This is a genomic window from Halomonas sp. V046, assembly GCF_052645355.1.
The window spans coordinates 138,476-164,818 of record NZ_JBQXYF010000008.1; the positions used below are offsets into that span (position 1 = coordinate 138,476).

Annotated in this window: 21 protein-coding genes; 13 read left to right on the top strand and 8 right to left on the bottom strand. The window is 64.3% G+C overall.

Annotated elements, in window-relative coordinates; all coding sequences use genetic code 11:
- Window positions 1–160: 160 nt before the first annotated feature.
- The 3 genes from trmA to ACUN9Y_RS12600 all read right to left on the bottom strand — a co-directional run bounded on the left by trmA (window position 161) and on the right by ACUN9Y_RS12600 (window position 3,354).
- Complete coding sequence (trmA, locus tag ACUN9Y_RS12590) at window positions 161–1,264, bottom strand: tRNA (uridine(54)-C5)-methyltransferase TrmA (RefSeq protein WP_445461058.1); 1,104 nt, start codon at window positions 1,262–1,264, stop codon at window positions 161–163.
- A gap of 251 nt (window positions 1,265–1,515) precedes the next feature.
- Window positions 1,516–2,292 (bottom strand): glutamate racemase, encoded by a 777-nt coding sequence (gene murI / locus ACUN9Y_RS12595; RefSeq protein WP_445461059.1) that lies wholly within the window; start codon window positions 2,290–2,292, stop codon window positions 1,516–1,518.
- Window positions 2,293–2,805: 513 nt separating this feature from the next.
- Window positions 2,806–3,354 (bottom strand): hemerythrin domain-containing protein, encoded by a 549-nt coding sequence (locus ACUN9Y_RS12600; protein ID WP_445461176.1) that lies wholly within the window; start codon window positions 3,352–3,354, stop codon window positions 2,806–2,808.
- Between the two features lie 371 nt (window positions 3,355–3,725).
- Here ACUN9Y_RS12600 and ACUN9Y_RS12605 point away from each other — a divergent pair, with 371 nt between their 5' ends.
- Window positions 3,726–5,069, top strand: a complete 1,344-nt coding sequence (locus tag ACUN9Y_RS12605) for a replication-associated recombination protein A (RefSeq protein ID WP_445461060.1) — start codon at window positions 3,726–3,728, stop codon at window positions 5,067–5,069.
- A 97-nt stretch (window positions 5,070–5,166) separates the two neighbouring features.
- Window positions 5,167–5,328 carry a hypothetical protein gene (locus ACUN9Y_RS12610; RefSeq protein ID WP_445461061.1) on the top strand — a complete coding sequence of 54 codons (162 nt, stop codon included), beginning with the start codon at window positions 5,167–5,169 and terminating at the stop codon, window positions 5,326–5,328.
- Between the two features lie 158 nt (window positions 5,329–5,486).
- On the opposite strand, the gene lolA is transcribed toward ACUN9Y_RS12610, so the two are convergent.
- Together lolA and ACUN9Y_RS12620 are read right to left on the bottom strand one after the other, a co-directional pair.
- Window positions 5,487–6,125: an outer membrane lipoprotein chaperone LolA gene (gene lolA, locus ACUN9Y_RS12615; RefSeq protein WP_445461062.1), complete on the bottom strand. Its 639-nt coding sequence runs from the start codon at window positions 6,123–6,125 to the stop codon at window positions 5,487–5,489.
- Window positions 6,126–6,287: 162 nt separating this feature from the next.
- On the bottom strand, window positions 6,288–10,058 hold the full coding sequence (locus tag ACUN9Y_RS12620; protein WP_445461063.1) for a DNA translocase FtsK 4TM domain-containing protein: 3,771 nt from the start codon (window positions 10,056–10,058) through the stop codon (window positions 6,288–6,290).
- Window positions 10,059–10,223: 165 nt separating this feature from the next.
- Between ACUN9Y_RS12620 and aat the strand changes: the two genes are divergently transcribed.
- The 3 genes from aat (at window position 10,224) to infA (ending at window position 12,346) form a co-directional block, all read left to right on the top strand.
- Entirely contained in the window at window positions 10,224–10,943 is a 720-nt protein-coding gene (gene aat / locus ACUN9Y_RS12625) for a leucyl/phenylalanyl-tRNA--protein transferase (protein ID WP_445461064.1), read from the top strand.
- A 277-nt stretch (window positions 10,944–11,220) separates the two neighbouring features.
- Window positions 11,221–11,958 (top strand): arginyltransferase, encoded by a 738-nt coding sequence (locus ACUN9Y_RS12630; RefSeq protein WP_445461065.1) that lies wholly within the window; start codon window positions 11,221–11,223, stop codon window positions 11,956–11,958.
- 169 nt (window positions 11,959–12,127) lie between these two features.
- Window positions 12,128–12,346 (top strand): translation initiation factor IF-1, encoded by a 219-nt coding sequence (infA, locus tag ACUN9Y_RS12635; RefSeq protein WP_013332816.1) that lies wholly within the window; start codon window positions 12,128–12,130, stop codon window positions 12,344–12,346.
- A gap of 623 nt (window positions 12,347–12,969) precedes the next feature.
- Here the strand turns inward: infA and clpA are convergent.
- The 3 genes from clpA to icd form a co-directional block, all read right to left on the bottom strand.
- Window positions 12,970–15,246: an ATP-dependent Clp protease ATP-binding subunit ClpA gene (clpA, locus tag ACUN9Y_RS12640; protein WP_445461066.1), complete on the bottom strand. Its 2,277-nt coding sequence runs from the start codon at window positions 15,244–15,246 to the stop codon at window positions 12,970–12,972.
- 140 nt (window positions 15,247–15,386) lie between these two features.
- Window positions 15,387–15,713 carry an ATP-dependent Clp protease adapter ClpS gene (clpS, locus tag ACUN9Y_RS12645; RefSeq protein WP_445461067.1) on the bottom strand — a complete coding sequence of 109 codons (327 nt, stop codon included), beginning with the start codon at window positions 15,711–15,713 and terminating at the stop codon, window positions 15,387–15,389.
- A gap of 231 nt (window positions 15,714–15,944) precedes the next feature.
- Window positions 15,945–17,201 carry an NADP-dependent isocitrate dehydrogenase gene (gene icd, locus ACUN9Y_RS12650; protein WP_445461068.1) on the bottom strand — a complete coding sequence of 419 codons (1,257 nt, stop codon included), beginning with the start codon at window positions 17,199–17,201 and terminating at the stop codon, window positions 15,945–15,947.
- 123 nt (window positions 17,202–17,324) lie between these two features.
- Here icd and ACUN9Y_RS12655 point away from each other — a divergent pair, with 123 nt between their 5' ends.
- From ACUN9Y_RS12655 to ACUN9Y_RS12690, 8 genes are all read left to right on the top strand, one after another.
- Complete coding sequence (locus ACUN9Y_RS12655) at window positions 17,325–17,918, top strand: pseudouridine synthase (RefSeq protein WP_445461069.1); 594 nt, start codon at window positions 17,325–17,327, stop codon at window positions 17,916–17,918.
- Window positions 17,915–18,364 carry an NUDIX domain-containing protein gene (locus ACUN9Y_RS12660; RefSeq protein WP_445461070.1) on the top strand — a complete coding sequence of 150 codons (450 nt, stop codon included), beginning with the start codon at window positions 17,915–17,917 and terminating at the stop codon, window positions 18,362–18,364. Before ACUN9Y_RS12655 ends, ACUN9Y_RS12660 begins: the two co-directional genes overlap by 4 nt.
- 377 nt (window positions 18,365–18,741) lie before the next feature.
- The gene (gene mnmA / locus ACUN9Y_RS12665; RefSeq protein WP_445461071.1) at window positions 18,742–19,854 is read left to right on the top strand and encodes a tRNA 2-thiouridine(34) synthase MnmA; all 1,113 of its coding nucleotides are present in this window, start codon (window positions 18,742–18,744) and stop codon (window positions 19,852–19,854) included.
- Window positions 19,851–20,489: a high frequency lysogenization protein HflD gene (gene hflD / locus ACUN9Y_RS12670; RefSeq protein ID WP_445461072.1), complete on the top strand. Its 639-nt coding sequence runs from the start codon at window positions 19,851–19,853 to the stop codon at window positions 20,487–20,489. The genes mnmA and hflD overlap by 4 nt, the downstream gene beginning before the upstream one ends.
- 88 nt (window positions 20,490–20,577) lie before the next feature.
- Entirely contained in the window at window positions 20,578–21,954 is a 1,377-nt protein-coding gene (gene purB / locus ACUN9Y_RS12675; RefSeq protein ID WP_445461073.1) for an adenylosuccinate lyase, read from the top strand.
- Between the two features lie 214 nt (window positions 21,955–22,168).
- Window positions 22,169–23,353, top strand: coding sequence for a JmjC domain-containing protein (locus ACUN9Y_RS12680; protein ID WP_445461074.1), 1,185 nt, complete (start codon window positions 22,169–22,171; stop codon window positions 23,351–23,353).
- Window positions 23,350–23,778 (top strand): GNAT family N-acetyltransferase, encoded by a 429-nt coding sequence (locus ACUN9Y_RS12685; RefSeq protein ID WP_445461075.1) that lies wholly within the window; start codon window positions 23,350–23,352, stop codon window positions 23,776–23,778. The genes ACUN9Y_RS12680 and ACUN9Y_RS12685 overlap by 4 nt, the downstream gene beginning before the upstream one ends.
- 510 nt (window positions 23,779–24,288) lie before the next feature.
- Complete coding sequence (locus tag ACUN9Y_RS12690; RefSeq protein WP_445461076.1) at window positions 24,289–25,884, top strand: isocitrate lyase; 1,596 nt, start codon at window positions 24,289–24,291, stop codon at window positions 25,882–25,884.
- Window positions 25,885–26,343: the final 459 nt, after the last annotated feature.

Here is a 26,343-nt window from a genome sequence, read left to right on the forward strand (position 1 = left end):
CATTGTGACCGAAAAGAACGTGGGGCGACCCCATGGTCGCGTGGGGCCCAGCTTACGCCAATCCCTTGCCTGTCCCTACCGACATGCCGGCCTTCTCATGGATCATGTCGGTTGCGCATCGTCTCTTGACATTCGCGCAGCACTCCGACAAAAGTCGCATTCAGCGTCGCTCCAGCAGCACCCCACACTCGCAGTGATGGGTAAAGGGGAACTGGTCGAACAACGCAAACCTCGTCACTCGGTGTGTCCGGGTCAGGTGTTCCAGGTTTTTCTCCAGCGTATCTGGATTGCATGAAATATAGACGATGCGTTCGTACTCGCTGACTTGGGCACAACTATCATCATCCAACCCCGCGCGGGGAGGATCGACAAGCACCGTGGAGAAGTCATAGTCGTCCAGGCACATCTCGTCCACCCGGCGCCCACCTTTATCGCCTTTCAGCGCAGAAGAGAAGTCTTCCGCCGACATCCGGGCGACAAAGACGTTGTCGATATCGTTCTTTTCCATGTTCAAGCGCGCACTGGCTACCGAGGTTCGCGAGATCTCCGTGGCGAGAATCCGTCGAAAGTTCTGTGCCAACGCCGCGGTAAAATTGCCGTTGCCGCAGTAGAGCTCGACCAGGTCACGCTTTTCGCTCCCGGCGGTCACATCCCGAGCCCAGGACAACATCGACCGACAGATCTCGGCGTTAGGCTGGGTGAAGCTGTTTTCCACCTGCTGGTAGTAGAAGGTGCGGTCATCTACGGTGAGCTGCTCCCATACATGGTCTCGCGTCAACACGATGCGCTGCTTGCGCGAGCGGCCGATGATCATGACGTCAAGCGACTGTTCCAGGGCGCGAGCATCGCGCTCCCAATCGTCGTCCAACGGCCGGTGATAGATCAGCGTCACCAAGGCTTCGCCGGACAGCGTGGTCAGAAACTCGACCTGAAAGAGCTTGCGGCGCATCACCGGGTTGTCGCGGACGGCATCCAGCAGTGCCGGCATCAGCGCATTGATGCGCTCACCGGCCACGGCGAACTGATCGAGGCGCACCACCGTCTTCTGCGAGGGATCCTCGGCATCGACCTCGAACATGGCGTAGTAAAGATCATCGCCCTCGTGCCAGATGCGAAACTCGCAGCGTTGCCGGTAATGGCTCGGTGGCGAGGCAAACACCTCGAGAGGAGGCGCGTCGAAGGCGGCGAACTGAGCGATGAGCCGCTCTCGCTTGGTCGCGAGTTCGGTGTCATAACGGGCGGGGTCGACGACGGGGATAGCCACGGCGGCTCCTGTTGAGCGAAGAAAACGGAATAGAACGCAGCCGAGGGCAGCGCTGCCAAGCAGCCTGCTTCGGCGTAGCGAGGGTTCGACACGGCGATGGGGCGCTGCAACGCTGATTCGATGCAACGATGAGCCAGTGCGGCGCTGGTTCGGTCCGGTGCTGGTTCACTGCTGGTTCGCTGCAAGGCGCCGTGCGGTACAAACACGGACCACATGCAGGCTGTCGACGGGCGCCCGACCAACGTCTCACATCAGGGCACCCGCAACAGCGCCGGCGGCGCAAACCCAAACGGCGCGAAGCCGTCGCCAAGCCCAACCGCCGACCCGGTCACCAGAGAAGCACCGCGGCCGCGCCAGGCATCCGGCGACAACGCCACCTGGGCCGTGCGCCTGGCGATGGCATCGCCAGAATCGACCCAGTCATAGTCCCCCGGCGCCGCCGCTGCGAGGGCGCTGCCCAGCAGCGGAAAATGGGTGCAGCCGAGGATCACGGTATCGAGGCGAGGGTCTGCTGCCAGCGGGGCCAGGGCAGCCCGCAGGACGGTCACGTCGAGCGAGCCACCGCGGATCCAGGCTTCGGCCTCGGCCACTAGCGGATCAGCGGCGAGGCGCAGTACCCGGCAGTGTGGGGCGAAGCTGTCGATCAGGCGCTGAGTGTAAGGTCGCGACACGGTCGCGCTGGTCGCCAGTAGCGCTATGTGACCGCTGCGGCTCTGCTGGGCCGCCGGCTTGATCGCCGGCACCGTCCCCACGACCGGAATCGAGAGGGCCTCGCGGAGACCTTCCAGGGCCAGGGTGCTGGCCGTATTGCAGGCCACTACCAGCGTATCGGCCCCGGCTTGCGCCACGGCCGCCCGGCACACCGCAACGATCCGCTCGACCAGCCAGGCATCCGGGCGCGTGCCATAGGGCAGCATGGCGTTGTCACACACATAAGCCAAGGCGGCATCGGGCAGATGCCGACGCAAGGCCGCAACCACCGACAGCCCACCAACACCGGAATCGAACACCAGAATCGGCCCCGCCATCAGAGCCCCTCACTAGAGTATTCCAGACGGCCAGCAGCGCTTGCCAGGCCGGTCTGTCGCACCGCCAAACTGACGGCTTCGCACTCCGTCTGACATCCTGCAACGAGGTGGCAACGCCGGCCAAGGCGGTGGCGTGCACCGACGCAAAGGCGCCCCACATCACAACGCGCGAAGGCAAAGCGGCAGACAACAGAATAATGCATGGGACCGACCGGTGACGAAAACGCCGACATTCTACCGCACAAGAAGGCCTGAGCCGAAACGGCTCAGGCCTAGATGCCAACCCCGGCAACCCGCCGGTCGCTATCGTGTTGTTCCGCCAAGGCGCGGCGCCCCGAGCATGGTGCCCCCGAGCATGGTGCCCCGAGCATGGTGCCCCGAGCATGGTGCCCCGAGCATGGTGCCCCGAGCATGGTGCCCCGAGCATGGTGCCCCGAGCATGGTCCCTAAGCGTGGTTCTCGGCGAGTGGTGGCCAGGGCGACGACGGGGTGGACCCGCCCCCCGAGCCCCCGTCAGGCAGGCACGCCATCGGGCTCCTCGCGAAGTTCGGCGTAAAGCTCAGGGTAGGCGGCCTGGAGTCGCTCAAGCTCCGTGGCGGCATTTTCCGGCAGGGCATGGGCAAGGCGCTCGAGATCCTCGTCGGTGAAGTGATCCGCGATCAACGGGAACAACAGTTCGCGCTCATCACGCAAGTAGGTTCGATGGCTGTCCAGGTACTGACTCAGGTCTTCGGCGAACTGCCCCATGGGCACAGCCACATCCATCAGAATCATGTCGATGTCACGCGACAGGCGCGTCAGCCGGGCCTTGAGCTTGCGGTAGTCTCCCGACAATCTCTCGGCGACCTCTTCGCTTTCCGGCACAACTTCCTGCAGGCGCGCGGTGCAGATCTGCTCCAGGGGCAGCGTGAACCCGGCCATGTAGTCCAGGATGTAATCCACCACTTCCCGCACAAGCTGGAAGTTGGGTCGCTCTCCTTGGGCAAGGGTCTTCTGCTTGAGTTGCAGAACGTGCAGTATGCGCGCCATGTTGGCATGATCCCGACGCAGTTGTTTCAGCATGGGCATGGCGGAAACCTCCTTTGGTCAGCGAGAGCTGTAGGCTCTGGTCTGCGTGATCTGACGCCTCATGACACGAACAGTACGTTCGTTTCGCCGTGGGCAGGGCCTCAGATCGGCACGGCTGAAGGCGCTGGGGGAAGCGCGAGCAAAAGCCACCTAGCTTAGACTTGCCTTCTCGGATCAGGTTCCGGGGCCGTCAAGGCACCGGAATGTATCACCCTAGACGCATTATCGAGATCCTGCTTGTACGAAAATCACTTGAACAACGTAGCTTTTTTCCTACAAACGGCTCTATAACGGCATTTTCGAGCGCATCTATCCCCTCGATTCCGCGTTACCGCCGCCACCTTCTCAGTGACCGGGAGATCACCATGGACATGTTCGAGCAGGCTCACCAGGAAGCCTCGGCCCCCTTGGCCTGGCGCATGCGCCCTCGGCGGCTCGATGACTACATTGGACAGCCCGCTCTGGTGGGGCCGGGCAAGCCACTGAGACGCATGGTGGAAGCTGGGCAGGTTCGTTCGATGATCCTGTGGGGACCGCCAGGTGTCGGCAAGACGACCCTGGCAGAAATCCTCGCCGCGGCATCGGACGCCCGCCTGGAGCACCTGTCGGCCGTCATGGCGGGGGTCAAGGATATCCGCGAAGTGGTCGCCGGCGCCAAGGCCGCGCAGGCACACAACAGAACCACGGTGCTGTTTCTGGATGAGATCCATCGACTGAACAAGAGCCAGCAGGACGCCCTGCTCCCCCACGTGGAATCCGGACTCCTGACCCTGATCGGCGCGACCACCGAGAACCCGTCGTTCGAGGTCAACTCGGCGCTGCTGTCGCGTGCCAGGGTCCACGTCCTGAAGGCCCTCGACGAGGCGGCGCTTGTCACGGTCATGCAGCGCGCCTTGAGCGACAGCGAACACGGGCTTGGCCAGCGCCGCATCGCCGTCTCCGACGAGACTCTCGCGATCCTGGCGAGAGCCGCCGCCGGCGATGCACGCCGAGCCCTGGGCCTACTCGAGACAGCGTGCGACTTCACCGTCACCGAAGGCGCTCAAGAGCGCCTGCCCCAGGAGGGCCTGACGGATGTCATTGGCCACACCGCCAGCGCCTTCGACAAGCAAGGCGACTACTACTACGACCTGCTGTCGGCCATCCACAAGTCGGTACGTTCATCGCGCCCGGATGCAGCCTTGCTGTACATGGCAAGGTTCATCCAGGGCGGCGGCGATCCGCTGGATGTGGTTCGCCGCCTGTCCGCCATCGCTTCGGAGGACGTGGGCAACGCCGACCCCCGCGCGCTGCCTCTGGTGATCGCCGCCTGGGACGCCTATCTACGGCTCGGGGATTATGAGGGCCAGCGTGCCATCGCCCACGCCATCATTCACCTTGCCGTGGCGCCCAAGAGCAACGCCATCGACCGCGCCTGGAAGTCCGCACAGCAATTCGCCGCGAGCCAACCACGCCTGGAAGTGCCGACCTATCTGCGCAACGCACCGACCAAGCTGATGGAGTCCCTCGGCCATGGCGATGGCTACCGCTACGCCCACAGCGAGCCCCACGGCTACCCCGCCGGTCACGCCCACGATTGCTGGCCCGATGAGGTGCCGGCCCAACAATTCTATGCGCCGACCGGTCACGGCCATGAGGAGCGTTTCGCGCGGATCATGGCCTGGCGTGCCGAGCTGGACGCCGCCGCGGATGAACCGGATCAACGCTGATCCCATCTTGGCCGGGTAAGGAAGGCGCAGGGTGCATCGACAGAGTCTCTATCGAGCCCCCCCCCCCTCCGGTGCTTGAAACCTTGGAGAAATCGCCATGTCCCCTGGCCATGTCCGGCAGGCACGCCAGATCCTGGTGCGCAACGCGCAGCACCCCAACCACCGCGATGTGCTACTCGCCTACGCGCGCAACCAGGCCTCTCCGGCCATTCGCAAGGCCCTGTTCGAGTTGCTGTTTGCGCCACTAAAGCGAGACTAGCGATGGCAACCCGGCGACCATGGCCGTCACGGGGCCGAGCGCCGCGCCCTCGATCGTCCGCGGCGGCCCCCACGTCATTGGACAACGACAACGCCCCTGAACGTGGCCGTTCAGGGGCGTTGTCTCCGGCCGGCACCGGCAAGGGGTGCGGTGCGCAATCAGGACGATTGGCGAATCACGTCGGTGCCTTCGGGGATCTGGAAGTCGAACTTGGACTCGTCGACGCCGCCGTTCTGCTCGACATTGTCGAACTCGATGGCGGTGCGCTGTCCGGTGCTGTCGGTCATTTCGAGAAAGCCCAGCTCTTCGCTGTAGAAGGTCAAGCGCAACTCCTCGAACAGCGTGTCGGCGGCGGTCGGTACCAGGGTAAAGGTTTCGGCAACGCCCTGCTGGCTGCTGGAGACTTCGTAGTTCTCGGTCAGCTCACTGGCGCTGCCTGACAGCAGCAGCGCGGGTGTGTGCGTCACGCGCTGATCCAGCGGCTGCACCGTGGCCTGCTGAAGGTCGGGGTCATAGAGAGTCACCTGATCGCCGTCGGACACCACGACCTGCTCGTAAGGCGCGTTGACCTCCCAGCGAAAACGCCCCGGCCGCGACAGCCACATGCGACCGCTGGCCTGTTGCAGGCGCTGCCCGCTGCCGTCGAGGATCTGCTGATCGAAGTCCGCCGAGTAAGTCTCCAGCGGCTTCAGCATACGCGTGAGTCGCTCGGCGCCATCGGCCAACGCCATGCCGGGAAGCATCAGGGCGGCAGTGAGGATGGTCACACTCGAGGTCAGCGTCCGTTTCAGGGACATAAGCGGCTTACTCCGTGATGGTCATTGTGTCACTGTGACTGCGGGAGGATCGACGAGTTGCGTTGACCCGCCCTCATCCAGGGACCTTGCATGGTAGTTGCACCCTGCCGCCGGCCGTCGTCGCAAATTCGCGACGATGGCCGGCGAGTGCGAGAAAGTGGACTAGTTGCCCACCGGCGGCGGCGCCAGGACCTCACGACTGCCATTGGTGCCCATGGTCGAGACCACCCCGGCTCCCTCCATCGCTTCAACCAGACGCGCCGCGCGGTTGTAACCGATCTTGAACCGACGCTGCACTGCCGAGATCGAGGCGCGCCGACTCTCGGTGACGAACTGGACCGCTTCATCGTAGATCGCATCCTGCTCGGCATCATCGCCGTCCCCCGAGCCTTCCGCCTCGAGCCCGGTCAAGGCATCCGCGGAGACCCCGCCGGAGAGGATTTCCTCGACGTATTCTGGCTCGCCACGACGCTTCCAGTCATCGACCACCCGGTGGACCTCGTCGTCATCGACGAAGGCACCGTGGACACGGGTCGGCTGTCCGGAGCCGGCGGGGAGATACAGCATGTCACCGTGACCCAGCAGGTTCTCGGCACCGCCCTGATCGAGAATGGTGCGAGAGTCGATGCGCGACGACACCTGGAACGCCATGCGGGTGGGGATGTTGGCCTTGATCAAGCCCGTCACCACATCGACCGATGGCCGCTGGGTCGCCAGAATAAGATGGATGCCCGCCGCCCGCGCCTTCTGTGCCAGACGCGCGATCAGTTCTTCGACCTTCTTGCCGACGATCATGAACATGTCGGCGAACTCGTCGATCACAACGACGATGTAGGGTAGCTTCTCGAGCACCGGCGGTGTCTGATGCATCTCCCAGGGCTGCGGCTCCCAAAGCGGATCCGCGACCTGGGCACCGGCGCGTTCGGCCTCGTCCAGCTTGCTGTTGAAGCCGGCAATGTTGCGCACCCCCATGGCCGCCATCAGCTTGTAGCGACGCTCCATCTCGGCAACGCACCAGCGCAGTCCATTGGCCGCCTCCTTCATGTCGGTGACAACCGGCGCCAGCAGGTGCGGAATGCCATCGTAGACCGACAACTCCAGCATCTTGGGGTCGACCATGATCAGGCGCAGCTCGTCCGGTGTGGCCTTGAGCAACATGGAGATCAACATCGCATTGACGCCCACCGACTTGCCCGAGCCGGTGGTACCGGCTACCAGCACGTGGGGCATCTTGCCCAGGTTGGCGACCACAGGGGCGCCGCCAATGTCTTGGCCAAGCGCCATGGTCAGGGCAGACCCCTCCTGCTGGTAGCGATCCGAGTCGATGACCTCACGCAACCGGATCATGGCACGATTGGGGTTGGGGATCTCGATACCGACCGTCGGGCGGCCCGGGATCACCTCGACCACGCGCACACTCTTGACCATCAGCGAGCGCGCCAGGTCCTTGGCCAGGTTACTGATCTTGGAGACCTTTACCCCGGCTGCCGGCTTGATCTCGAAACGCGTGATCACCGGCCCCGGCCAAGTGTCGACCACCTCGGCCTTGACGCCATACTCGCGCAGACGCATCTCCAGCAGCTCGGCCATGTCGGCCAGTTCCTGCTCGGTATAGTTGGGCTGATGCGGCTCGGGGGGCGTCAACAGGCGCAGGCTCGGCAAGTCGCCGTCGGGCTCGGGCATGTTCTCGAGCCCCGGGCGCTGGCTCTGCAGGTGCTCCACGGTCCACAGGGTGGGGCCACTGTCGGCGGCCTCGCGACCTTGCTCGGCGGTCGCTACCTGGCCTTGAGCCTCGTCGCCTGCCGGCGCTTGCCCCATCGACTCGTGGCCAGGCGCCGAGGCGGCGGCTGGGCGCGACGGTGCTTGCGTTGCGGCGTCATGGTGCTCCTGGGCAGGCTCGACGGAGCGCATCGTGCCGTGCCCTGGCTCGGCGCCTGAATCATGACGCTGCTGGTCGGAAGCACCGACGTCGCCGGAGCCTTGCGTCGGGGCGGTACGCGCCGCCCCCGGCACACTGGCGCCCCGCGTGGCGCGTGGCGCCTCGTGGGTCGTCGCCAGCAATGACGCCGCGCCGGCTCCGGCGATAGCCGCACCGGCCAGGGCGCCACCGTCATCGGGCAGCACCGGGTCCGGGATTTCCTCGGCGCGACGCTCACCACGCGGAGCCACCGACGAGGCGAAGGGGTTGGCCCGGGCAGACTCTGGCGTTTCATCGGGCGCATCAGTCGCCCACGGCGGCGCGACCGCTCTTGGTTCACCTTGCTCAGCGCTCACTGCGTCAGACGACAACGGCTGCGTCGACGACGGAGATGGCGCAGACGGGCCCGCCATTGCCCCCTCGGCGCCGTGCTCTGCACCGGGGTAAGCGCCCACCACGGCTGCGTCATCGGCGGAGCGCGCAGTGTCAGCGCGGGGCGCGGGGTTCTCGGGAGAGACGGCAGCGCTTGGACGGGGCGTGCGGACGTCGGGCGAGCTGTTGCCCCCCGCCGCTCCACGATCGTCACCAGCGCCCGAGGCCGTTGGTACTTCACCAGTCGGAACCTGCTGCGAGGCCTCGCCGGGCCCCGCTACCGGGCGCTGACCGGACACTGGCGTCCGCGCTTGAAGCGCGCGCCCCCCCGCGGTTGGCGGTGATGCGGCGCCCGGCACACGAGGCTCGGAACGCTCCGCTCGCAATGACATCTTCGGGCGCGGAGCGTCCTGGGCGCTACCCGCGGCCAGTGCGGCGCCAGGGTCCACCTGACCAGAGCCCTGAGGCCCCGCGCTCGGCGACTCGACACCCTGACGATCCACAGTGTGATGTCCGGCACCGTCCTGGCCCGCCGCCGGTGATGAAGCGAAAGCCGCGCCCAGTGTCGGCTCGCGGGCTTCTCGGCTCGGCGCGTCGGCGCGCCGAGCGGCATCCTGGCGTCCGGTCTGGCGCTTCGCGGCGGCCTCTGCCTCACGCTCGATGTACGAGCCACCAGGCTGCTTCGCAGAAGGCATCCGCTCCGCGACGTCCCAGGGGATATCGGTATTGCCGTCATCGCCCATGCGGCTATCAAAGCCCGGCTCGCGGCGCCCTACCGGCGCTTCGAGATCCGGCGCTTCGCGTCGCTTGGCACCGGGTACCAAACGCCGCCACCAACTCGGTGCCGCCTCCTCACCCGAACCATCATCGACGCTAGCATCGACGTTATCATCGTCGCGGGGCTCGGCAGTCGGTGCGGACGCCGACCGCGCCACCTTCTGGGGTCCGGATACGTCGGAAGACACGGCGTCGTCCGCGTCACCACCGCCGAAGCGAGCACTCACCCAGCGGCCAAGCCGCACCACACGGTTGCCCAGCTCATCGACCAGGTTCAGCCAGGAAAGGCCGGTGAACAATGGCATGCCGCAGAGAATGCCGGCGATGGCCAGCAGCCCGGTACCGCCGGTGCCGACCAATGGCCGAAGGGCACCGACCAATCCTTCGCCGAGGATCCCTCCGGTGGAGTAAGGCAGCGGACTGTCGGGACGAAAGAAATACAACGCACCAAGTGTGGTGGTACCGAGCAGCAACAGCACCAGCCCACCGCAGCGAACCGCCAGCGCCGTGGCATCCCACTCGAAGCGCTCCTGGCGCGAGCGGATCAGCCACCAGCCAGAGAACCCGAGCATGCCGGGCCACCACAGGGCACTGACGCCGAACAGCGAATACAGCACGTCGGCAAGCCAGGCGCCGAAGGGCCCCATCCAGTTGGCCACCGCCGTCTCGGGTCCGCTGCGGGACCAGCCGGGGTCTTCCGGCTGGAAGCTGAATAGCGCCAGCAACAGAAAGACGCAGGCAGCCAACAGAATGATGATGACACCTTCCCTGGCAGAGCCATGCAGACGAACACCAACCCGTTTGGCGGTCTCCCTGGCGGCTGCCGCCGTCGCACGTGACGACGTGGACTTCTTATTGGCACTCAAGCGGCCATCCCCTTGCGCCTCGTGGGCGTCTTCCAACTTTCTACTCACGGCCATGATACCGAGCCTGGGGGCAAGGTTATAGGCCCTTGCGACCTTGAGCACGGCCCCCCGGGCGGGTCACACTCTACGCCCAAACCCATCTGCTTTTCATCCGAGGACATCGACATGCTGCCCTGGCTCGCCGAGTCGCCCGTCCAGTTTCCGCCAGTGACCGATGCTCTCGACGACCCCGACGGCCTGCTGGCGGCGGGTGGGGGCCTGACGCCGGCCTGGTTGGTGAGCGCTTACCGTCGTGGCATCTTCCCCTGGTACAACGACGACCAACCCATCCTGTGGTGGAGTCCAGGAACGCGCATGGTGCTACCACCGGAGGAGATTCGGGTGCGGCGCAGCCTGGCCAAGCGCCTGCGCAATGGCGGCTTCACGGTCAGCGCGGACCGCGCCTTCGATAGGGTCATCGAAGCCTGTGCTGCACCGCGCGATACTCAGGCCGATACCTGGATCACCGCGGAAATGTGCGCAGCCTATCGTGAACTCCACCGCCACGGGATCGCCCACTCCGTAGAAGTCTGGCACCAGGGGGCACTCGTGGGGGGGCTCTATGGCGTGGCACTCGGCCCGCTATTCTTCGGAGAATCGATGTTCTCCGTCGCGCCTGACGCCTCCAAGGTAGCCCTCGTTCACCTGGCGAGGGCCATGGCCGCCGGCAGAGGCCGCCTGATCGACTGCCAGATGCATACCCCGCACCTGGAAAGTCTGGGCGCTAGAGGTATCGCCCGACGCGAATTCATCGACTATCTTGATACACACTTGACGGGACACGACGACGCCGCGCCGATGACACCGACATGGTCCTTCGACACCCTGGGCGACGAGTCGCAGTGACGCACCAGGCCCGCTGTCGCGCCCTCCCTCGACCTGACTCACGGTTAGCCCTCCGCTGCCATGGGCCTCTGTCCACGGAATCAGCACAAGGGATCAGGGAAAGGGGCAGTGAAAAGGAAGCAGTGAACGGGGTCAGTGAATGAGCTCAGCGACAGGATCACTGCATCGCCCCACCCAATACGGGTCGCGAGCGACCGAGCCTTCGCGGAGTCGGTTCGCTTTCGACACCTGCCGGTCCGGCAGCGGGATCGCCCACACGCAATAGGAGACGGCAGCCTTGAGCAGCAATACCCCGCGGCAGCCGGTGCGCGATCTGCGCTTCTTCCTCACGGTGCCACATGCCTGCAGCTACTTGCCTGACCGCGAGGCAACCACCCTGTTCCTGGATCCCAAGGAGTCGCCGGGACAAGGGGTCTATGACGCCCTGACGCTGCTCGGTTTTCGGCGCAGTGGCCAGCACCTCTACCGTCCGCACTGCGAAGGCTGCAACGCCTGCTTATCCGTACGCATTCCGGTGGCCGAGTTCGCGCCCAACCGTACCCAGCGCCGCCTGGCAAAGCGCAACGCCGACCTGACGGTGACCGTATGCCCTGCCCTGTTCAAGGCGGAGCATTACGACCTCTACGCCCGCTATATCTGCACTCGTCACCATGACGGCGATATGTTCCCGCCAAGCCACGAACAGTACCGCACCTTCCTGAGCCTGGACCAACCCTATGCAAGGCTCCTTGAGCTGCGCCTGGAAGGCCAGCTCGTCGCCGTTTCAGCCTTCGATGAACTGCACCACGGCTTGTCGGCCATCTACACCTTCTTCGATCCCGCAGAAACGTTTGAGCGTCGTTCGCTCGGCACCCAGGCGGTCCTGACACTGATCGCCCGCGCTGCCGCCCAGGGGCTGCCTCACCTGTATCTGGGCTACTGGATCGAACACTGCCGCAAGATGAGCTACAAGCAGGCGTTCCAGCCGCTGGAGCGCCTCGATGGACGCCAATGGCGACGCCTCATTCCCTTCTGAGCCTGACGTTTCTCTGCATTTTCCCGACAAACCCCAGCGACTTCATCCATCTCCTTTGCCATCTGGCCCGGCATACGGCAGAATATCGCGCTATCCTAACGACACGGGCGGAACCTACCGCCATCTGCTGTCGGGATTTTTTCGACTTCATCAGCGAGGATTCGCCTATATGGCACGCGAAGACCATATCGAAATGGAAGGCGTCGTCGTCGATACCCTTCCCAATACCATGTTCCGCGTCGAGCTGGAAAACGGCCACGTGGTCACCGCTCATATCTCCGGCAAGATGCGCAAGAACTACATCCGCATTCTCACCGGTGATAAGGTCAAGGTCGAGCTGACCCCTTACGATCTGTCCAAGGGTCGCATCGTCTACCGCTCGCGCTGAGCGGACGGCAACTGCGCCACGCGCAGAGCGCCACGTCATCGGCCCCGAGCGCCCTGTGCGGCGCGCCCCGCCCCGCCGGTGATCCAGATCTACGAATACGCAAGACCTTGCCCTGCTGCTCGCGTTGCAGGGCGGTGCTGCTTGCGTTTTTCTGTGCCTGGCCCATCTCATATCTGGCGCAAGGCCGATCCACCGCGGCCGTTCCATATCGCTCAGGCGCTGACCCTATGCCCAGCGCCGACCAGGAGCCCGCGCCGGTAGCCACCGAGATATCGGCGTTGCCCGCCTCTCCCTCGAAACCGGCCCAACCGGCCCGACAATGACCCGCCTGCCCGCCGTCCACGCACCTACGCCATGGCGATGGGCTCGCCGCTCTTCTCGAACCACGGCCACCGGCAACCCGGCACGATTCGCGACATCGCGCTGCCGGTCAGTTCGCCATCGGCTCCAACAGCGGCATCATCGTCAACAGCGGCACCCGGCACAAACGACGACGCCCCGTCAAAGACGGGGCGTCGTGCCTTGCTCACTCCTGGCTGAGCCTTCTGTCACCTAAGCCTTACCGTATCGGGTCATCTCGGTTCATCGACCGAATACGGATGACGCTCTTCCCGGCTCGCCGATCAAGGCGCGTCGGCCAGCTCCACGTCGGTGGACAGATGAAGCTCGCCGTTCTCGAGGCGAACGTGTACCAGGCCGCCATGCTCGGACAGGTCACCAAACAGGATCATCTCAGCCAACGGCTTCTTGAGCTTTTCCTGAATCAGGCGCGCCATCGGGCGTGCCCCCATGTCCGGGTCATAGCCAGTCGTGGCGAGCCAATCCCGCGCTTCGTCGTCGACCTCGAGCTGGACGCGCTTCTCGTCGAGCTGTGCCTGCAGCTCCACCAGGAACTTGTCGACCACGTTGCGCACGACCGGCATCGGCAGCGCATGGAACTGAATGATGCCATCCAGGCGGTTGCGGAACTCCGGCGTAAAGGTCTTGCGAATGACCTCCATGGCATCGGTGGAATGGTCCTGGGTCTGAAAACCGATCGAGCGCCGCGAGGCCAGCTCGACCCCGGCGTTGGAGGTCATGATCAGAATGACGTGGCGGAAGTCGGCTTCGCGACCGTTGTTGTCGGTCAGACGACCGTGATCCATGACCTGCAGCAGCAGGTTGAAGACCTCGGGGTGAGCCTTCTCGATCTCATCAAGCAGCAGCACACAATGCGGTTGCTTGGTGATGGCTTCGGTCAGGAGCCCGCCCTGGTCGTAGCCGACATAACCGGGAGGCGCGCCGATCAAACGCGACACGGTGTGCCGCTCCATGTACTCGGACATGTCGAAGCGCAGCAGCTCGATCCCCATGATATGGGCCAGCTGGCGCGCGACTTCGGTCTTGCCGACACCGGTCGGCCCGGCGAACAGGAAGCTGCCTACCGGCTTGTCCGGCGACTTGAGCCCGGCCCGCGACAGCTTGATCGCCGCCGACAGGCCATCGATGGCTTCGTTCTGACCGAACACCAGCATCTTCAGGTCGCGATCGAGGTTCTCGAGCAACTTGCGATCGGAGCTCGACACGCTCTTCGGCGGAATCCGGGCGATGGAGGCCACCACGGCCTCGACCTGATCCACGTCGATGGTATCGACGCGCATCTCCGGCGGCAGCAGGCGCTGGTGGGCACCGGCCTCGTCGATCACGTCGATCGCCTTGTCCGGCAGGAAGCGGTCGTTGATGTACCGGTCGGCCAACCGCGCCGCCGTGTCGAGCGCCGCGTCGGTGTACTTGAGCTGGTGGTGCTCCTCGAAGCGCGAACGCAGCCCCTTGAGGATACGAATCGAGTCTTCCACCGACGGCGCCATCACATCGACTTTCTGGAAGCGACGGGCCAAGGCACGGTCCTTCTCGAAGATGCCGCGGAATTCCTGGAAGGTGGTGGAGCCAATGCAGCGTAGCTCGCCGGAAGACAGCAGCGGCTTGAGCAGGTTGGAGGCATCCATCACGCCGCCGGAGGCCGCGCCCGCACCGATCACGGTGTGAATCTCGTCGATGAACAAGATCGCATTGGGCAGCTTGCGCAGCTCCGCGAGCAGACTCTTGAGCCGCTTCTCGAAATCGCCCCGATACTTGGTTCCCGCGAGCAACGCGCCCATGTCCAGCGAATAAACCACGGCATCGCCAATGACGTCAGGCACGTCTTCCTCGACGATACGCTTGGCCAGGCCCTCGGCGATGGCGGTCTTGCCGACGCCGGCCTCGCCTACCAGCAATGGGTTGTTCTTGCGCCGCCGAGCCAGGATCTGCACCACTCGCTCGAGCTCGGAATCGCGCCCGATCAACGGATCGATCTTGCCCATGCGAGCCTGCTCATTGAGGTTGGTGGCGAACCCGGTCAGCGGGTTGCCGCCGGCCTCGTTACCACCCTCCTCGGCATCCTCCGCCTCATGGGCGTTGGAGGCAGGGCTTTGGCCGTGGCCAGAGACCTTGGAGATGCCATGGGCGATATAGTTGACCGCATCGACTCGCGCAACGTTCTGCTGCTTGAGGAAGTACACCGCCTGACTTTCCTGCTCGGAGAAGATCGCCACGAGCACGTTGGCGCCGGTGACTTCACTCTTGCCGGACGACTGAACGTGGAAGACCGCTCGCTGCAGCACGCGCTGGAACCCCAGCGTCGGCTGCGTCTCACGGTCGGTCTGATCCTCGGGGATCAGCGGCGTCGTTGAATTGATGAAATCCTGCAGGTCGGACCGCAGCTTGTCGAGATTGGCCCCACAGGCGCGCAGCACGTCTGATGCGGAAGCATTATCCAAAAGCGCCAGCAGCAGGTGCTCCACGGTCATGAACTCGTGGCGCTTGGAGCGTGCCACGGTAAAAGCCGTGTTCAGGGTCAGTTCAAGTTCTTTGCTCAGCATGGCAGTCCCCTTCTCGCCGCATAGGGCTTGCATCGGATCTTTTGTGGTCCGGCATCATCAACATCGGGTACAAACGCCACCGTTGCAAGTTCTTCGTCAACGCTGGCGCGATGCAACAGCTTTCACTGTCGCGCCACGGGTTAGTCCGCCGTCTCGATATCGCTGAGTAGCGGGTGTTCGCACTCCCGGGCGTACTCGTTCACCTGGTGGCTCTTGGTTTCCGCAATGTCGCGGGTAAAGACGCCGCAGATGGCCTTTCCATGGCTGTGGACCGTCAGCATGATCTGCACCGCGGTCTCACTATCCATGTGAAAGAACGTCTGTAGCACCTCTACAACGAACTCCATGGGGGTAAAGTCGTCATTATGCAAGACAACCTTATACATCGGCGGCTGCGCGAGCTCAGGGTCGGCCTGCTGAGTCGCTACATCCCCCTCTTCCTCTGCGGGTCCGGGCGGGCGCGTCATGCCCGCGATCATCGGGGCCGGGCCCTTCACCGGGTCGCGTACACAATCCATCAACATAAGCCTCACACTGTCAGAAAACGTGCCGCCCCGGCATGTCGGTGACATCGACCATTGGACGCCGGTGACGCGGCAGGGTTCAGTCACCCTCCCTATTATCGGGCCATTCGCGCCCGCTTTCACGCAAAAAGGCCCCCGTCCGCGAACGGACGAGGGCCCTTACCGGCGCGACGCTTACATGTTGTCGGCGATAGCCTGCCCAAACTCGGAGCACTTCAGCAGCTTGGCATCGTCCATCAGACGATGGAAGTCGTAGGTGACCTCACCCTTGCTGATGGCTTTCTCGGTGCCCTTGAGCACCAGATCAGCGGCCTCGACCCACCCCATGTGACGCAGCATCATCTCGGCAGAGAGAATCAGCGAGCCCGGGTTGACCTTGTCCTGGCCGGCGTACTTCGGCGCGGTGCCGTGAGTCGCCTCGAACATCGCGGTCGTGTCGGAGATGTTGGCGCCCGGCGCGATGCCGATGCCGCCGACTTCCGCCGCCAGAGCATCGGACAGGTAGTCACCGTTAAGGTTGAGGGTGGCAATGACGTCATACTCTGCCGGGCGCAGCAGGATCTGCTGCAGCATGGCATCGGCGATCACGTCCTTGACCACGATGTCCTTGCCGGTCTTCGGGTTCTTGAAGGTCATCCACGGGCCACCGTCGAGCAGCTCGGCGCCAAACTCTTCCTTGGCGAGCTCGTAGCCCCAATCCTTGAAGGAGCCTTCGGTGAACTTCATGATGTTGCCCTTGTGTACCAGGGTCAGCGACTCGCGGTCGTTGTCCACGGTGTACTGCAGGGCCTGACGCACCAGGCGCTTGGTTCCTTCGATGGACACCGGCTTGACACCGATACCGCAGTTCTCCGGGAAGCGGATGTTGGTGACACCCATCTCTTCGCGCAGGAACTTGATGACCTTGTCGGCGTCGGGCGTGCCGGCCTTCCACTCGATGCCGGCATAGATGTCTTCGGAGTTTTCGCGGAAGATGACCATGTCCACGTCGCCCGGCTTCTTCACAGGGCTCGGCACGCCTTCGAACCAACGTACCGGGCGCTGGCAGACGTACAGGTCAAGCTTCTGGCGCAGCGCTACGTTCAGGGAGCGGATACCACCGCCCACCGGCGTGGTCAGCGGACCCTTGATGGAGACGATGTACTCTTGTACCGCCTGCAGGGTTTCTTCCGGCAGCCAGGTGTCGGCGTCGTAGACCTGCGTCGCCTTTTCACCGGCGTAGACTTCCATCCAGTGGATCTTGCGCTCGCCGTTGTAAGCTTTCTGCACGGCGGCGTCGATGGCGATTTTCATCGCCGGCGTCACGTCGACACCGATGCCATCACCCTCGATAAACGGGATAATCGGCTGATTCGGCACGTTGAGGCTGTTGTCGGCGTTGGCAGTGATCTTTTCGCCGCCTTCTGGGACGACAATTTTCTGGAAACCCATTGAGAACTCCCCTGTCTGGTCTGTTCAGTGGAGCGCGGAGTATAGCATCACGGCCCGCGCCCGGAGTAGGCTTTGTCGACAATCTTATCGTCAACCCATTTTCATCCTTCGGTCTCGCCGCTCATGAGCCAGCTCTACCTGCTGCACAAGCCTTACCGTATGCTCTCCCAGTTCACCGACAGCGAGGGCCGAGCGACCCTGGCCGAGGTCATCGACCGCCCCGGCATCTACGCGGCTGGACGCCTCGACTATGACTCCGAAGGCCTGCTGCTGCTGTCCGACGATGGTGAGCTGATTCATCGCATCAGCCACCCCCGCCACAAGCAGTCCAAGACCTATCGTGTGCTGGTCGAAGGCCAACCGAGCGACGCCGCCTTGAACGCGTTGCGCGAAGGCGTCACGCTGAAGGACGGCCCCACGCGGCCGGCCAAGGTACGACGCCTATCAGACAGCGGGCTGGCGGAGCGGGTTCCGCCACTGGACCCAAAGCGCCATCCAAGCACATGCTGGTTGGAACTCACCATCAGCGAAGGCCGCAATCGCCAGGTGCGGCGCATGACGGCCCACGTCGGCCACCCGACATTACGCCTGGTGCGCGTTGCCATCGGCCCTTGGCGGCTGGATGACCTCGCCCCCGGACAATGGCGACACCAGACCCTGCACGCACCCAAGCGCGCGGATTCGCGTCCATCACACCGTCCGAGGAGACGCCGATGACCCGCTGGACCCCTCTAGTGACCGTGGCCACGGTGGTCGAACGCGCCGGCCGATTCCTGATGGTGGAAGAAGACCGTGGCGGCCCCTATACGCTATTCAATCAACCCGCCGGGCACCTGGAACCCGGTGAGCGCGTGCGCGATGGCGCGCTGCGAGAAGTCGAGGAAGAGACCGCCTGGCGCGTCGGTATCACCGACTACCTGGGGCTCTATGTCTACCATGCGCCGGACGGCAAGACCTTCCATAGCCATGCTTTTTTCGGCATGGCCCTGGCTCACCTCGGCAACGACCTGGACCGAGACATCCTGGCCATTCACTGGCTGACGCTGGAGGAGATCGAGGCACTCGAGCGCGACGGGCGCCTGCGCAGCCCACTGGTGCTCAGGCGAATCCGCGATGCGCTGGCCGGCAAGACCTTTCCCATGGAGGTCATCCGCGAGCGTTGAGCGTTGCGACCCGATCAGACCAGGCGCTCCCGCCTCACCCGGCAACCCCGGCCGTCGCCCGGGTTCCGGGGCAACAACCGCGCTGGCCGGGAGCCTCCCGGCGCAGGCTACCGGCCCCTGCGGCGAGGGCTTCGGTTCCTGGCGTCGAATCGTGTATAATCCCCGCCCATTTAGTGGTCATCGCCCGGGCTCGCCGAAAACGCCTGCTGCCCTCTGCACTGAAACGCTCGCGGGCTTCTGCGCTGAAAACGCCCGCGGGCTTCTGCGCCGACGATTCGGGACGGCTCGCGGCTACCCGCGCCAGGCCTTGACCACGCAAAGCATCCGCCAAATCACCAAGGCGAGTCGATACGACTGCCACCATTTCGAGAGTTGCCATGTCTGCGCCCACCGGCAAGGTCATCGTCGGTATGTCCGGCGGTGTCGACTCCTCCGTTTCCGCCCTCCGCCTGATCGAACAGGGGTATCAGGTAGAGGGTCTGTTCATGAAGAACTGGGACGAGGACGACGGCACCGAATACTGCACCGCCATGGACGACCTGGCGGATGCCCAGGCCGTGTGCGACAAGCTGGAGATCCCGCTGCACACCGCGAACTTCGCCGCCGAGTACTGGGATAACGTGTTCGAGCATTTTCTGGCCGAGTACAAGGCCGGGCGCACGCCGAATCCGGACATCCTCTGCAACCGCGAAATCAAGTTCAAGGTCTTCCTGGACTACGCCGAAATGCTCGGCGCCGACCTGATAGCGACGGGGCACTATGTCCGTGGCGGCCAACGCGACGGCCGCGCCCGCTTGCTCAAGGGGCGCGATGCCAACAAGGACCAGAGCTATTTTCTGCACGCAGTACCCGAGGCGGCGATTGCGCGCACCCTGTTTCCCGTCGGCGAGATCGAGAAGCCCGAAGTCCGCGCGATTGCCGAGGCCCATGGCCTGATCACGGCCAAGAAGAAAGACTCGACCGGCATCTGCTTCATCGGCGAACGCCGCTTTTCGGACTTCCTCCAGCAGTACCTGCCGGCCCAGCCCGGCACCATCGAGACCCCGGAAGGCGACGTCATCGGTGACCACATGGGCCTGATGTACTACACCTTGGGACAACGCCAGGGACTCGGCATCGGCGGACTCGCCGACTATTCCGAAGATCCGTGGTACGTCGCCGGCAAGGATCTCGATCGCAACGTGCTTATCGCCGTACAGGGCAAACACCATCCGCTGCTCTATTCCGACAGCCTGGCCACCGAGGCCATGGACTGGGTCGCCGGCAGTGCGCCGCTGGCCGAGGGGCGCTTCACCGCCAAGACACGTTATCGTCAGAGCGATGTGGCCTGCAGCATGCGTACCCGTGCCGATGGCGGCGTCGAAGTTCACTTCGACGAGCCCCAGCGTGCGGTCACCCCGGGGCAATCGCTGGTCCTCTACGATGGCGACATCTGCCTCGGCGGCGGCGTGATCCGGTCCACCTGGAATGCACAGGAGCTGGCGGCATGAACGACTCGATTCCGATCCACCGTGCGCCGGACTCCCCCGGCGCTCGTCAGGCCATCGCCTTGGCCGGCGTGTTCCAGGCCGCCCACCTGGTCGATGAACTGGCACGCACCGGGCAGGTCGATTCGCGTGCCTGGGAAACCCAGATCAACGCCACTCTCGAGACCAACCCGCCGTCCTTCGAATCCATCTACGGCGGCCACCCGAACAATCTGCGCCTTGGCCTCGATACGCTCGAGGCGGTGCTCGGACGGCGCCAGGCCAATCCCGTGGTGATGCGCTACGGCTTCAGCTTGATGCTGATCATGAACAAGCTGCGCACCAACACCGCCATGCTCGACGACCTCGGTCGCCACCTCACGCGTATCCAGGGCCAGGCCGAGCACTTCGGCAACACCCATGAAAACGTCGTAGCGAGCCTCGGCGAGGCCTATCAGCAGACACTCTCGACGTTCAAGAATCGGATCGTCGTTCAGGGCGACCCCTCCCTGCTGCAGAGCCGCATGATGCCGGAGCGGGTGCGCGCCTGCCTGCTGTCCGGTGTGCGCTTCGGTCTGCTCTGGCACCAGCAGGGCGGCCGTCGCTGGAAGCTGATCTTCCAGCGTGGCGCCATGAAGCGCGCCCTGGATGACCTCTGACTCGACCCTGGGTGTCGCCACCAGGCGGCACCCGACGCGATACCGTTACCCGACTGACTTCCTGACACTGACCGCCGGAACCCACGCCATGCAACTCTCCGCTCTCACCGCCCTCTCTCCCGTCGATGGCCGTTACGGCGCCAAAGCCGAATCCCTGCGTGAACACTTCAGCGAGTTCGGCCTGATTCGCGCCCGCGTGATCGTCGAAGTGCGCTGGCTGGAGCGCCTCGCCGCGCACCCGCAGATTACGGAAGTTCCGCCGCTATCGGCCGACGCCAGCGCCTTTCTCGCTCGCCTCATCGGCGACTTTTCCGAGGCCGACGCGGCGCGAATCAAGGACATCGAGCGCACGACCAACCACGACGTCAAGGCGGTCGAGTACTTCCTCAAGGAAGCCATCGCCGACCACGCCGAGCTTCATGCGGTCAGCGAGTTTGTTCACTTCGCCTGCACCAGCGAGGACATCAACAACCTGTCCTACGGCGTGATGCTACGCGACGGCCTGGATGCCCTGCTGCCGACCCTGCGGCAGGTCGAGCGTGAGATTGCCCGATTGGCCAGCGAGCACGCCGAGGTGCCGATGCTGTCGCGCACCCACGGCCAGACCGCGAGTCCCACCACGCTCGGCAAGGAAATGGCCAATGTCGCCTACCGCCTCGGCCGTCAGCTCAAGCAGATCGAGAGCGCCGAGATCCTCGGCAAGATCAACGGCGCCGTGGGCAACTACAACGCCCACCTGACCACCTATCCGGAGATCGACTGGCAGGCCAACGCCCAGACCTTCGTCGAAGGGCTCGGTCTGACCTTCAACCCCTATACCACCCAGATCGAACCCCACGACTACATCGCCGAGCTGTTTGACGCCGTGTGCCGCTTCAACACCATCCTGATCGACTTCGACCGCGATGTGTGGGGCTACATCTCGCTGGGCTACTTCAAGCAGCGCACCGTCGCCGGCGAGATCGGCTCGTCGACGATGCCGCATAAGGTCAACCCGATCGACTTCGAAAATTCCGAGGGCAACCTGGGGCTAGCCAACGCGATCCTGGCACACCTGGCCCAGAAGCTGCCGATCTCTCGCTGGCAGCGCGATTTGACCGACTCCACGGTGCTCAGAAACCTCGGTGTCGGCCTGGCGTACGGCCTGATCGCTTACCAGGCCGCGCTCAAGGGCATCAGCAAGCTGGAAGCCAACCCGGCGCGCCTGGCCGATGACCTGGACGCCAGCTGGGAAGTGCTCGCCGAGCCGATCCAGACCGTGATGCGTCGCTACGGCATCGAGAAGCCCTACGAGAAGCTCAAGGAGCTGACCCGCGGCAAGCGCATCGATCAGGCCGGCTTTGCCGCCTTCATCGACACCCTGGACCTGCCTGACGCGGTGAAGACCGAGCTCAAGGCACTGACCCCCGGCAACTACATCGGCAACGCCGTCGAACAGGCCCGTGCGCTGGGCGCAAGCCGCTAAAACTGAAGCCCTGACGCCAGCCCCGAGCCCACCGCTCGCGACCAGTGAGCCTGGACAGGGGCCTGGCGCAGGAGCAGGCCCGCTCGCCACCGCCAGGCGGGCCTGCCCCGTGGCACGCGGATGGGCCGACGATGATGCCGTGGATGCTTTGGCTTGGGTCGCGCCGATGCGCGTCAAGCCCCGCCTCCCACCCACTTACCCTCAGGGACCCAAGATGGCAACCGATACTCCCTCCGCTCTGCTCGGCGGCCTGTCTGCCGAGGACTTTCTGCGTGACGTCTGGCAGCAACGTCCACTGTTGATTCGTGGCGCCTTTCCCGACTTCGAAAGCCCGCTATCCCCGGACGAGCTGGCCGGGCTCGCCTGCGAGGACAATATCGAGGCCCGACTGGTCGAGGAGCACGGCAGCGACGGCCCCTGGCAGGTCAGCCACGGCCCCTTCGATGCGGCGGCCTTCGCCCAACTGGCGGAGCGGGATTGGTCGCTGCTGGTGCAGGCGGTGGATCACTATGTGCCGGAAGTCGCCGAACTGCTCGAACAGTTCACCTTCCTGCCACGCTGGCGACTGGATGACATTATGGTGAGCTACGCCCCTCCCGGCGGCAGCGTAGGTCCCCACGTCGATCAGTACGACGTCTTCCTGATCCAGGGCAGTGGCCAGCGACGCTGGCAGCTAGGCGGCAAGGTCCCCGACGACGCACCGATCGTTCCCGGCATCGACCTGCGCATCCTCGAAAGCTTCGCCGTCGACGCTGACCAGGACTGGGTGCTGGAGCCGGGTGACATGCTCTATTTACCGCCGGGCTGGGCGCACCACGGTGTCAGCCAGTCCGACGACTGCATGACCTTCTCGGTGGGCTTCCGAGCACCCTCTGCCGATGAGTCGATCACCTCTTTCGCCGACTATGTCGGCGAATTGCAAACCACGTCTCACCGCTACGGGGACGCAGGCATCGCCCCTTGCGAAGACCCCGCGGAAGTCGACGACGCCGCGCTCGCCCGCATGCGCGCGCTGATTCTCGACACCCTCGACGACCCGGCGCAACTGGCACAGTGGTTCGGCCGCGTGATGACCCAGCCAAAGTATGTCGACCAGTTGGTGCCAAACGACCATCCGTCCGACGCCGATGAGCTTGTTGCTGCACTACAGGACGGTGAAATCCTCGAGCGTGCCCCAGGCTCTCGTTTCGCCTGGCGATCACTGGGCAACGATCGAGCGACCCTGTTTGTCGACGGAGACGGCCTGAACTGCAGCCTGGCATTGGCCCGGCGGATGGCGAGCCTTGCACCGGTCGATGCGACTATCCTCGACTTGCCCGGCGCCAGCGTCCTTCTGACCCGCCTCGTGGATACCGGTAGCCTTGGCTGGCCGATGGACGACGAGGAGGAATGGGGATGAGCGCCGTTCACATCGAACAAGGGAATTGGGATCACCTCGGCGCGATAGCCAGCGAGATACGCCGAGTCGTCTTCATCGATGAACAACGTGTTCCCCAGGACGAGGAATGGGATGGCCTCGATCCCGAGTGCGTGCACTTCCTGGCCTGGCACGGTGAGCAAGCCGTCGGCACCGCCCGCTTGCTGCCCGATGGGCACATCGGCCGAGTGGCGGTGCTCGGCGAAACTCGCGGGCTTGGCATCGGCGCAGCACTGATGGGGGCCGCCATCGACGCTGCCCGAGCCCGGGGACACCATCAGGTGGTCCTGGCAGCACAGACCCACGCCCTGGTGTTCTACGAACGTCTGGGCTTTCGTGCCGAAGGCGATATCTTCCTCGACGCGGGCATTGCGCACCGCAATATGACCCTATCGCTAGCGGACTGACGCACGCACGCTCCCCTCTCCCCGCGAAAAACGACTACAGGAATGTGCTCATAAAAGCCTTTCCTGTAGTCGGACTACAACCCGTTCTCCCCCCAAGTGACAATAGCGCAGCCCCGTCGGCATGGGCCATAGTCTGGTTCATGGTGGATTTCAGAAGCGACAGAGCGGCGTCAGCGCCACGTCTTGTAGTCGCCGACAACCGATTCCACCAGGCTACGACCAAGGCCGTAAAGACATCACGGCCGAAGTCACAGACCCTGACTATACTTCGCAGGTGCAGCATAGCGGGACCCGCCTCGATACAGGCTGTGGAACCCTCGACGGCAACGCCGCCCGAGACGACCGACAAGGCCCAAGGCAGGCAGGTGAAGGTAGCCAGAGGAATGTCGCGAAGACGCTGCACGCGTCTAGAGACATCGGCACATGATCGACGCGGCCTAACGGGCACAGCCCGTTACACCGCCAACCGCCTCAAGGCGATACATTCTGGTGACAACAGGACGGCCCAACATGACTTTCATTGACGAACTCAAGGCACTGACTCAGCTTCGCGAAGCTCAGCGCGGCCAGTGGGACAACATCGATCCAGAGAGCGCTGCACGCATGCGTGTCCAGAACCGCTTTCGTACCGGCCTCGATATCGCCCGCCACACCGCCACCATCATGCGCGAAGACATGGCCGCCTATGACGCCGATAGCGCCAAGTACACCCAGTCACTGGGCTGCTGGCACGGCTTCATTGGTCAGCAGAAGCTGATCTCGATCAAGAAGCACTTCGGCACCACCCAGCGCCGCTACCTGTACCTGTCCGGCTGGATGGTCGCCGCCCTGCGCAGCGAGTTCGGCCCCCTGCCCGACCAGTCGATGCATGAGAAGACCAGCGTCCCTGCGCTGATCGAAGAGCTCTACACCTTCCTGCGCCAGGCCGACACCTGGGAGCTGAACCACCTGTTCCGCGCCCGTGACGAGGCCAAGGAGGCCGGCGACGAGGCCAAGATCAACGAATTGACCGCCAAGATCGACAACCACGAGACCCACGTGGTGCCGATCATCGCCGATATCGACGCCGGTTTCGGCAACGCCGAGGCCACGTACCTGCTGGCCAAGAAGATGATCGAAGCCGGGGCCTGCTGTATCCAGCTCGAGAACCAGGTGTCCGACGAGAAGCAATGCGGCCATCAGGACGGCAAGGTCACCGTGCCCCACGAGGACTTCATCGCCAAGATCAATGCCGTGCGCTACGCCTTCCTCGAACTCGGTATCGATGACGGCGTGATCGTGGCACGCACCGACTCCCTCGGTGCCGGCCTGACCCAGAAGATCGCCGTGACCCAGGAGCCTGGCGATCTGGGTGACCAGTACAACAGCTTCCTCGACGGCGAGACGATCGCCAGCGCCGCCGACATCGACAACGGCGACGTGGTGATCAAGCAGGACGGCAAGCTGGTCAAGGTCAAGCGCCTGGCTTCCGGCCTCTACCAGTTCAAGGCCGGCACCGGCGAGGACCGCGTCGTGCTCGACTGCATCACCAGCCTCCAGAATGGCGCCGATCTTCTGTGGATCGAGACCGAGAAGCCCCACGTCGGCCAGATCGCCGCCATGGTCAACCGTATCCGTGAAGCGGTGCCCAACGCCAAGCTGGTCTACAACAACTCGCCGTCGTTCAACTGGACGCTGAACTTCCGTCAGCAAGTGTTCGACGCCTGGGAAGCCGAGGGCAAGAGCGTTGCCGACTATGAGCGTGCCGAGCTGATGCAAGCGCGCTACGACGACACCGAACTGGGTCGCCTGGCCGATGAGTGGACCGCCAACTTCCAGCGCGACGCCGCTCGTGAAGCCGGCATCTTCCATCACCTGATCACGCTGCCGACCTACCACACAGCGGCACTCTCCACAGACACCCTGGCCAAGGGCTACTTCGGCGACGAAGGCATGCTGGCCTATGTGGCAGGCGTTCAGCGTCGCGAAATTCGCGAGGGCATCGCCACCGTACGTCACCAGGACATGGCCGGCTCCAACATCGGCGATGATCACAAGGAGTTCTTCCACGGCGACGCGGCACTCAAGGCCGGCGGCAAGGACAACACGATGAACCAGTTCGGCTGAGGTCGGTCACCGGTGCCGCTCGGCCCCGCCCGCCCCCCGCGAACATGACCCGTCATCGAGACGGCTAGTCGGTACCCTGGATCGACACTGCCCATCGAAAGCACAACAGCAGGGCGACCCTCGGGTCGCCCTGCTGTTGTCTGGCGCGCCAAGGCGCTGCGGCCGCACCGGTTGCTCAGCGCTTTTTTTGCGCCTTACTGCCGCCCAGCTCACACTGACACACGAACGACACGCGCGTCGTGTCACCCAGCGCGCGCATCGGCATGTCATGATCGGCCCGCCATCGCCGACCCAGTCATCACTCGCGACGCCGATGCTGCTTGGCTGGAGCATCGGCGGCTGAAGCACGGAACCAGCAGCGCGAACCAGCGACCCTCACTGGGGCGTCGTCCTGCCTGGCCCCCGGGAGGATTTCTGGCTACGGCCATTCGCTTCCAGCGATCGAGCCTTGCGGAACCA

Coding starts and splice junctions, on each gene's coding strand:
- murI (WP_445461059.1), bottom strand. CDS start 2,292: ATGGCGGGGCCGATTCTGGTGTTCGATTCCGGTGTTGGTGGGCTGTCG.
- ACUN9Y_RS12600 (WP_445461176.1), bottom strand. CDS start 3,354: ATGCTGAAACAACTGCGTCGGGATCATGCCAACATGGCGCGCATACTG.
- ACUN9Y_RS12605 (WP_445461060.1), top strand. CDS start 3,726: ATGGACATGTTCGAGCAGGCTCACCAGGAAGCCTCGGCCCCCTTGGCC.
- ACUN9Y_RS12610 (WP_445461061.1), top strand. CDS start 5,167: ATGTCCCCTGGCCATGTCCGGCAGGCACGCCAGATCCTGGTGCGCAAC.
- lolA (WP_445461062.1), bottom strand. CDS start 6,125: ATGTCCCTGAAACGGACGCTGACCTCGAGTGTGACCATCCTCACTGCC.
- aat (WP_445461064.1), top strand. CDS start 10,224: ATGCTGCCCTGGCTCGCCGAGTCGCCCGTCCAGTTTCCGCCAGTGACC.
- infA (WP_013332816.1), top strand. CDS start 12,128: ATGGCACGCGAAGACCATATCGAAATGGAAGGCGTCGTCGTCGATACC.
- clpA (WP_445461066.1), bottom strand. CDS start 15,246: ATGCTGAGCAAAGAACTTGAACTGACCCTGAACACGGCTTTTACCGTG.
- clpS (WP_445461067.1), bottom strand. CDS start 15,713: ATGACGCGCCCGCCCGGACCCGCAGAGGAAGAGGGGGATGTAGCGACT.
- icd (WP_445461068.1), bottom strand. CDS start 17,201: ATGGGTTTCCAGAAAATTGTCGTCCCAGAAGGCGGCGAAAAGATCACT.
- ACUN9Y_RS12655 (WP_445461069.1), top strand. CDS start 17,325: ATGAGCCAGCTCTACCTGCTGCACAAGCCTTACCGTATGCTCTCCCAG.
- ACUN9Y_RS12660 (WP_445461070.1), top strand. CDS start 17,915: ATGACCCGCTGGACCCCTCTAGTGACCGTGGCCACGGTGGTCGAACGC.
- mnmA (WP_445461071.1), top strand. CDS start 18,742: ATGTCTGCGCCCACCGGCAAGGTCATCGTCGGTATGTCCGGCGGTGTC.
- hflD (WP_445461072.1), top strand. CDS start 19,851: ATGAACGACTCGATTCCGATCCACCGTGCGCCGGACTCCCCCGGCGCT.
- purB (WP_445461073.1), top strand. CDS start 20,578: ATGCAACTCTCCGCTCTCACCGCCCTCTCTCCCGTCGATGGCCGTTAC.
- ACUN9Y_RS12680 (WP_445461074.1), top strand. CDS start 22,169: ATGGCAACCGATACTCCCTCCGCTCTGCTCGGCGGCCTGTCTGCCGAG.
- ACUN9Y_RS12685 (WP_445461075.1), top strand. CDS start 23,350: ATGAGCGCCGTTCACATCGAACAAGGGAATTGGGATCACCTCGGCGCG.
- ACUN9Y_RS12690 (WP_445461076.1), top strand. CDS start 24,289: ATGACTTTCATTGACGAACTCAAGGCACTGACTCAGCTTCGCGAAGCT.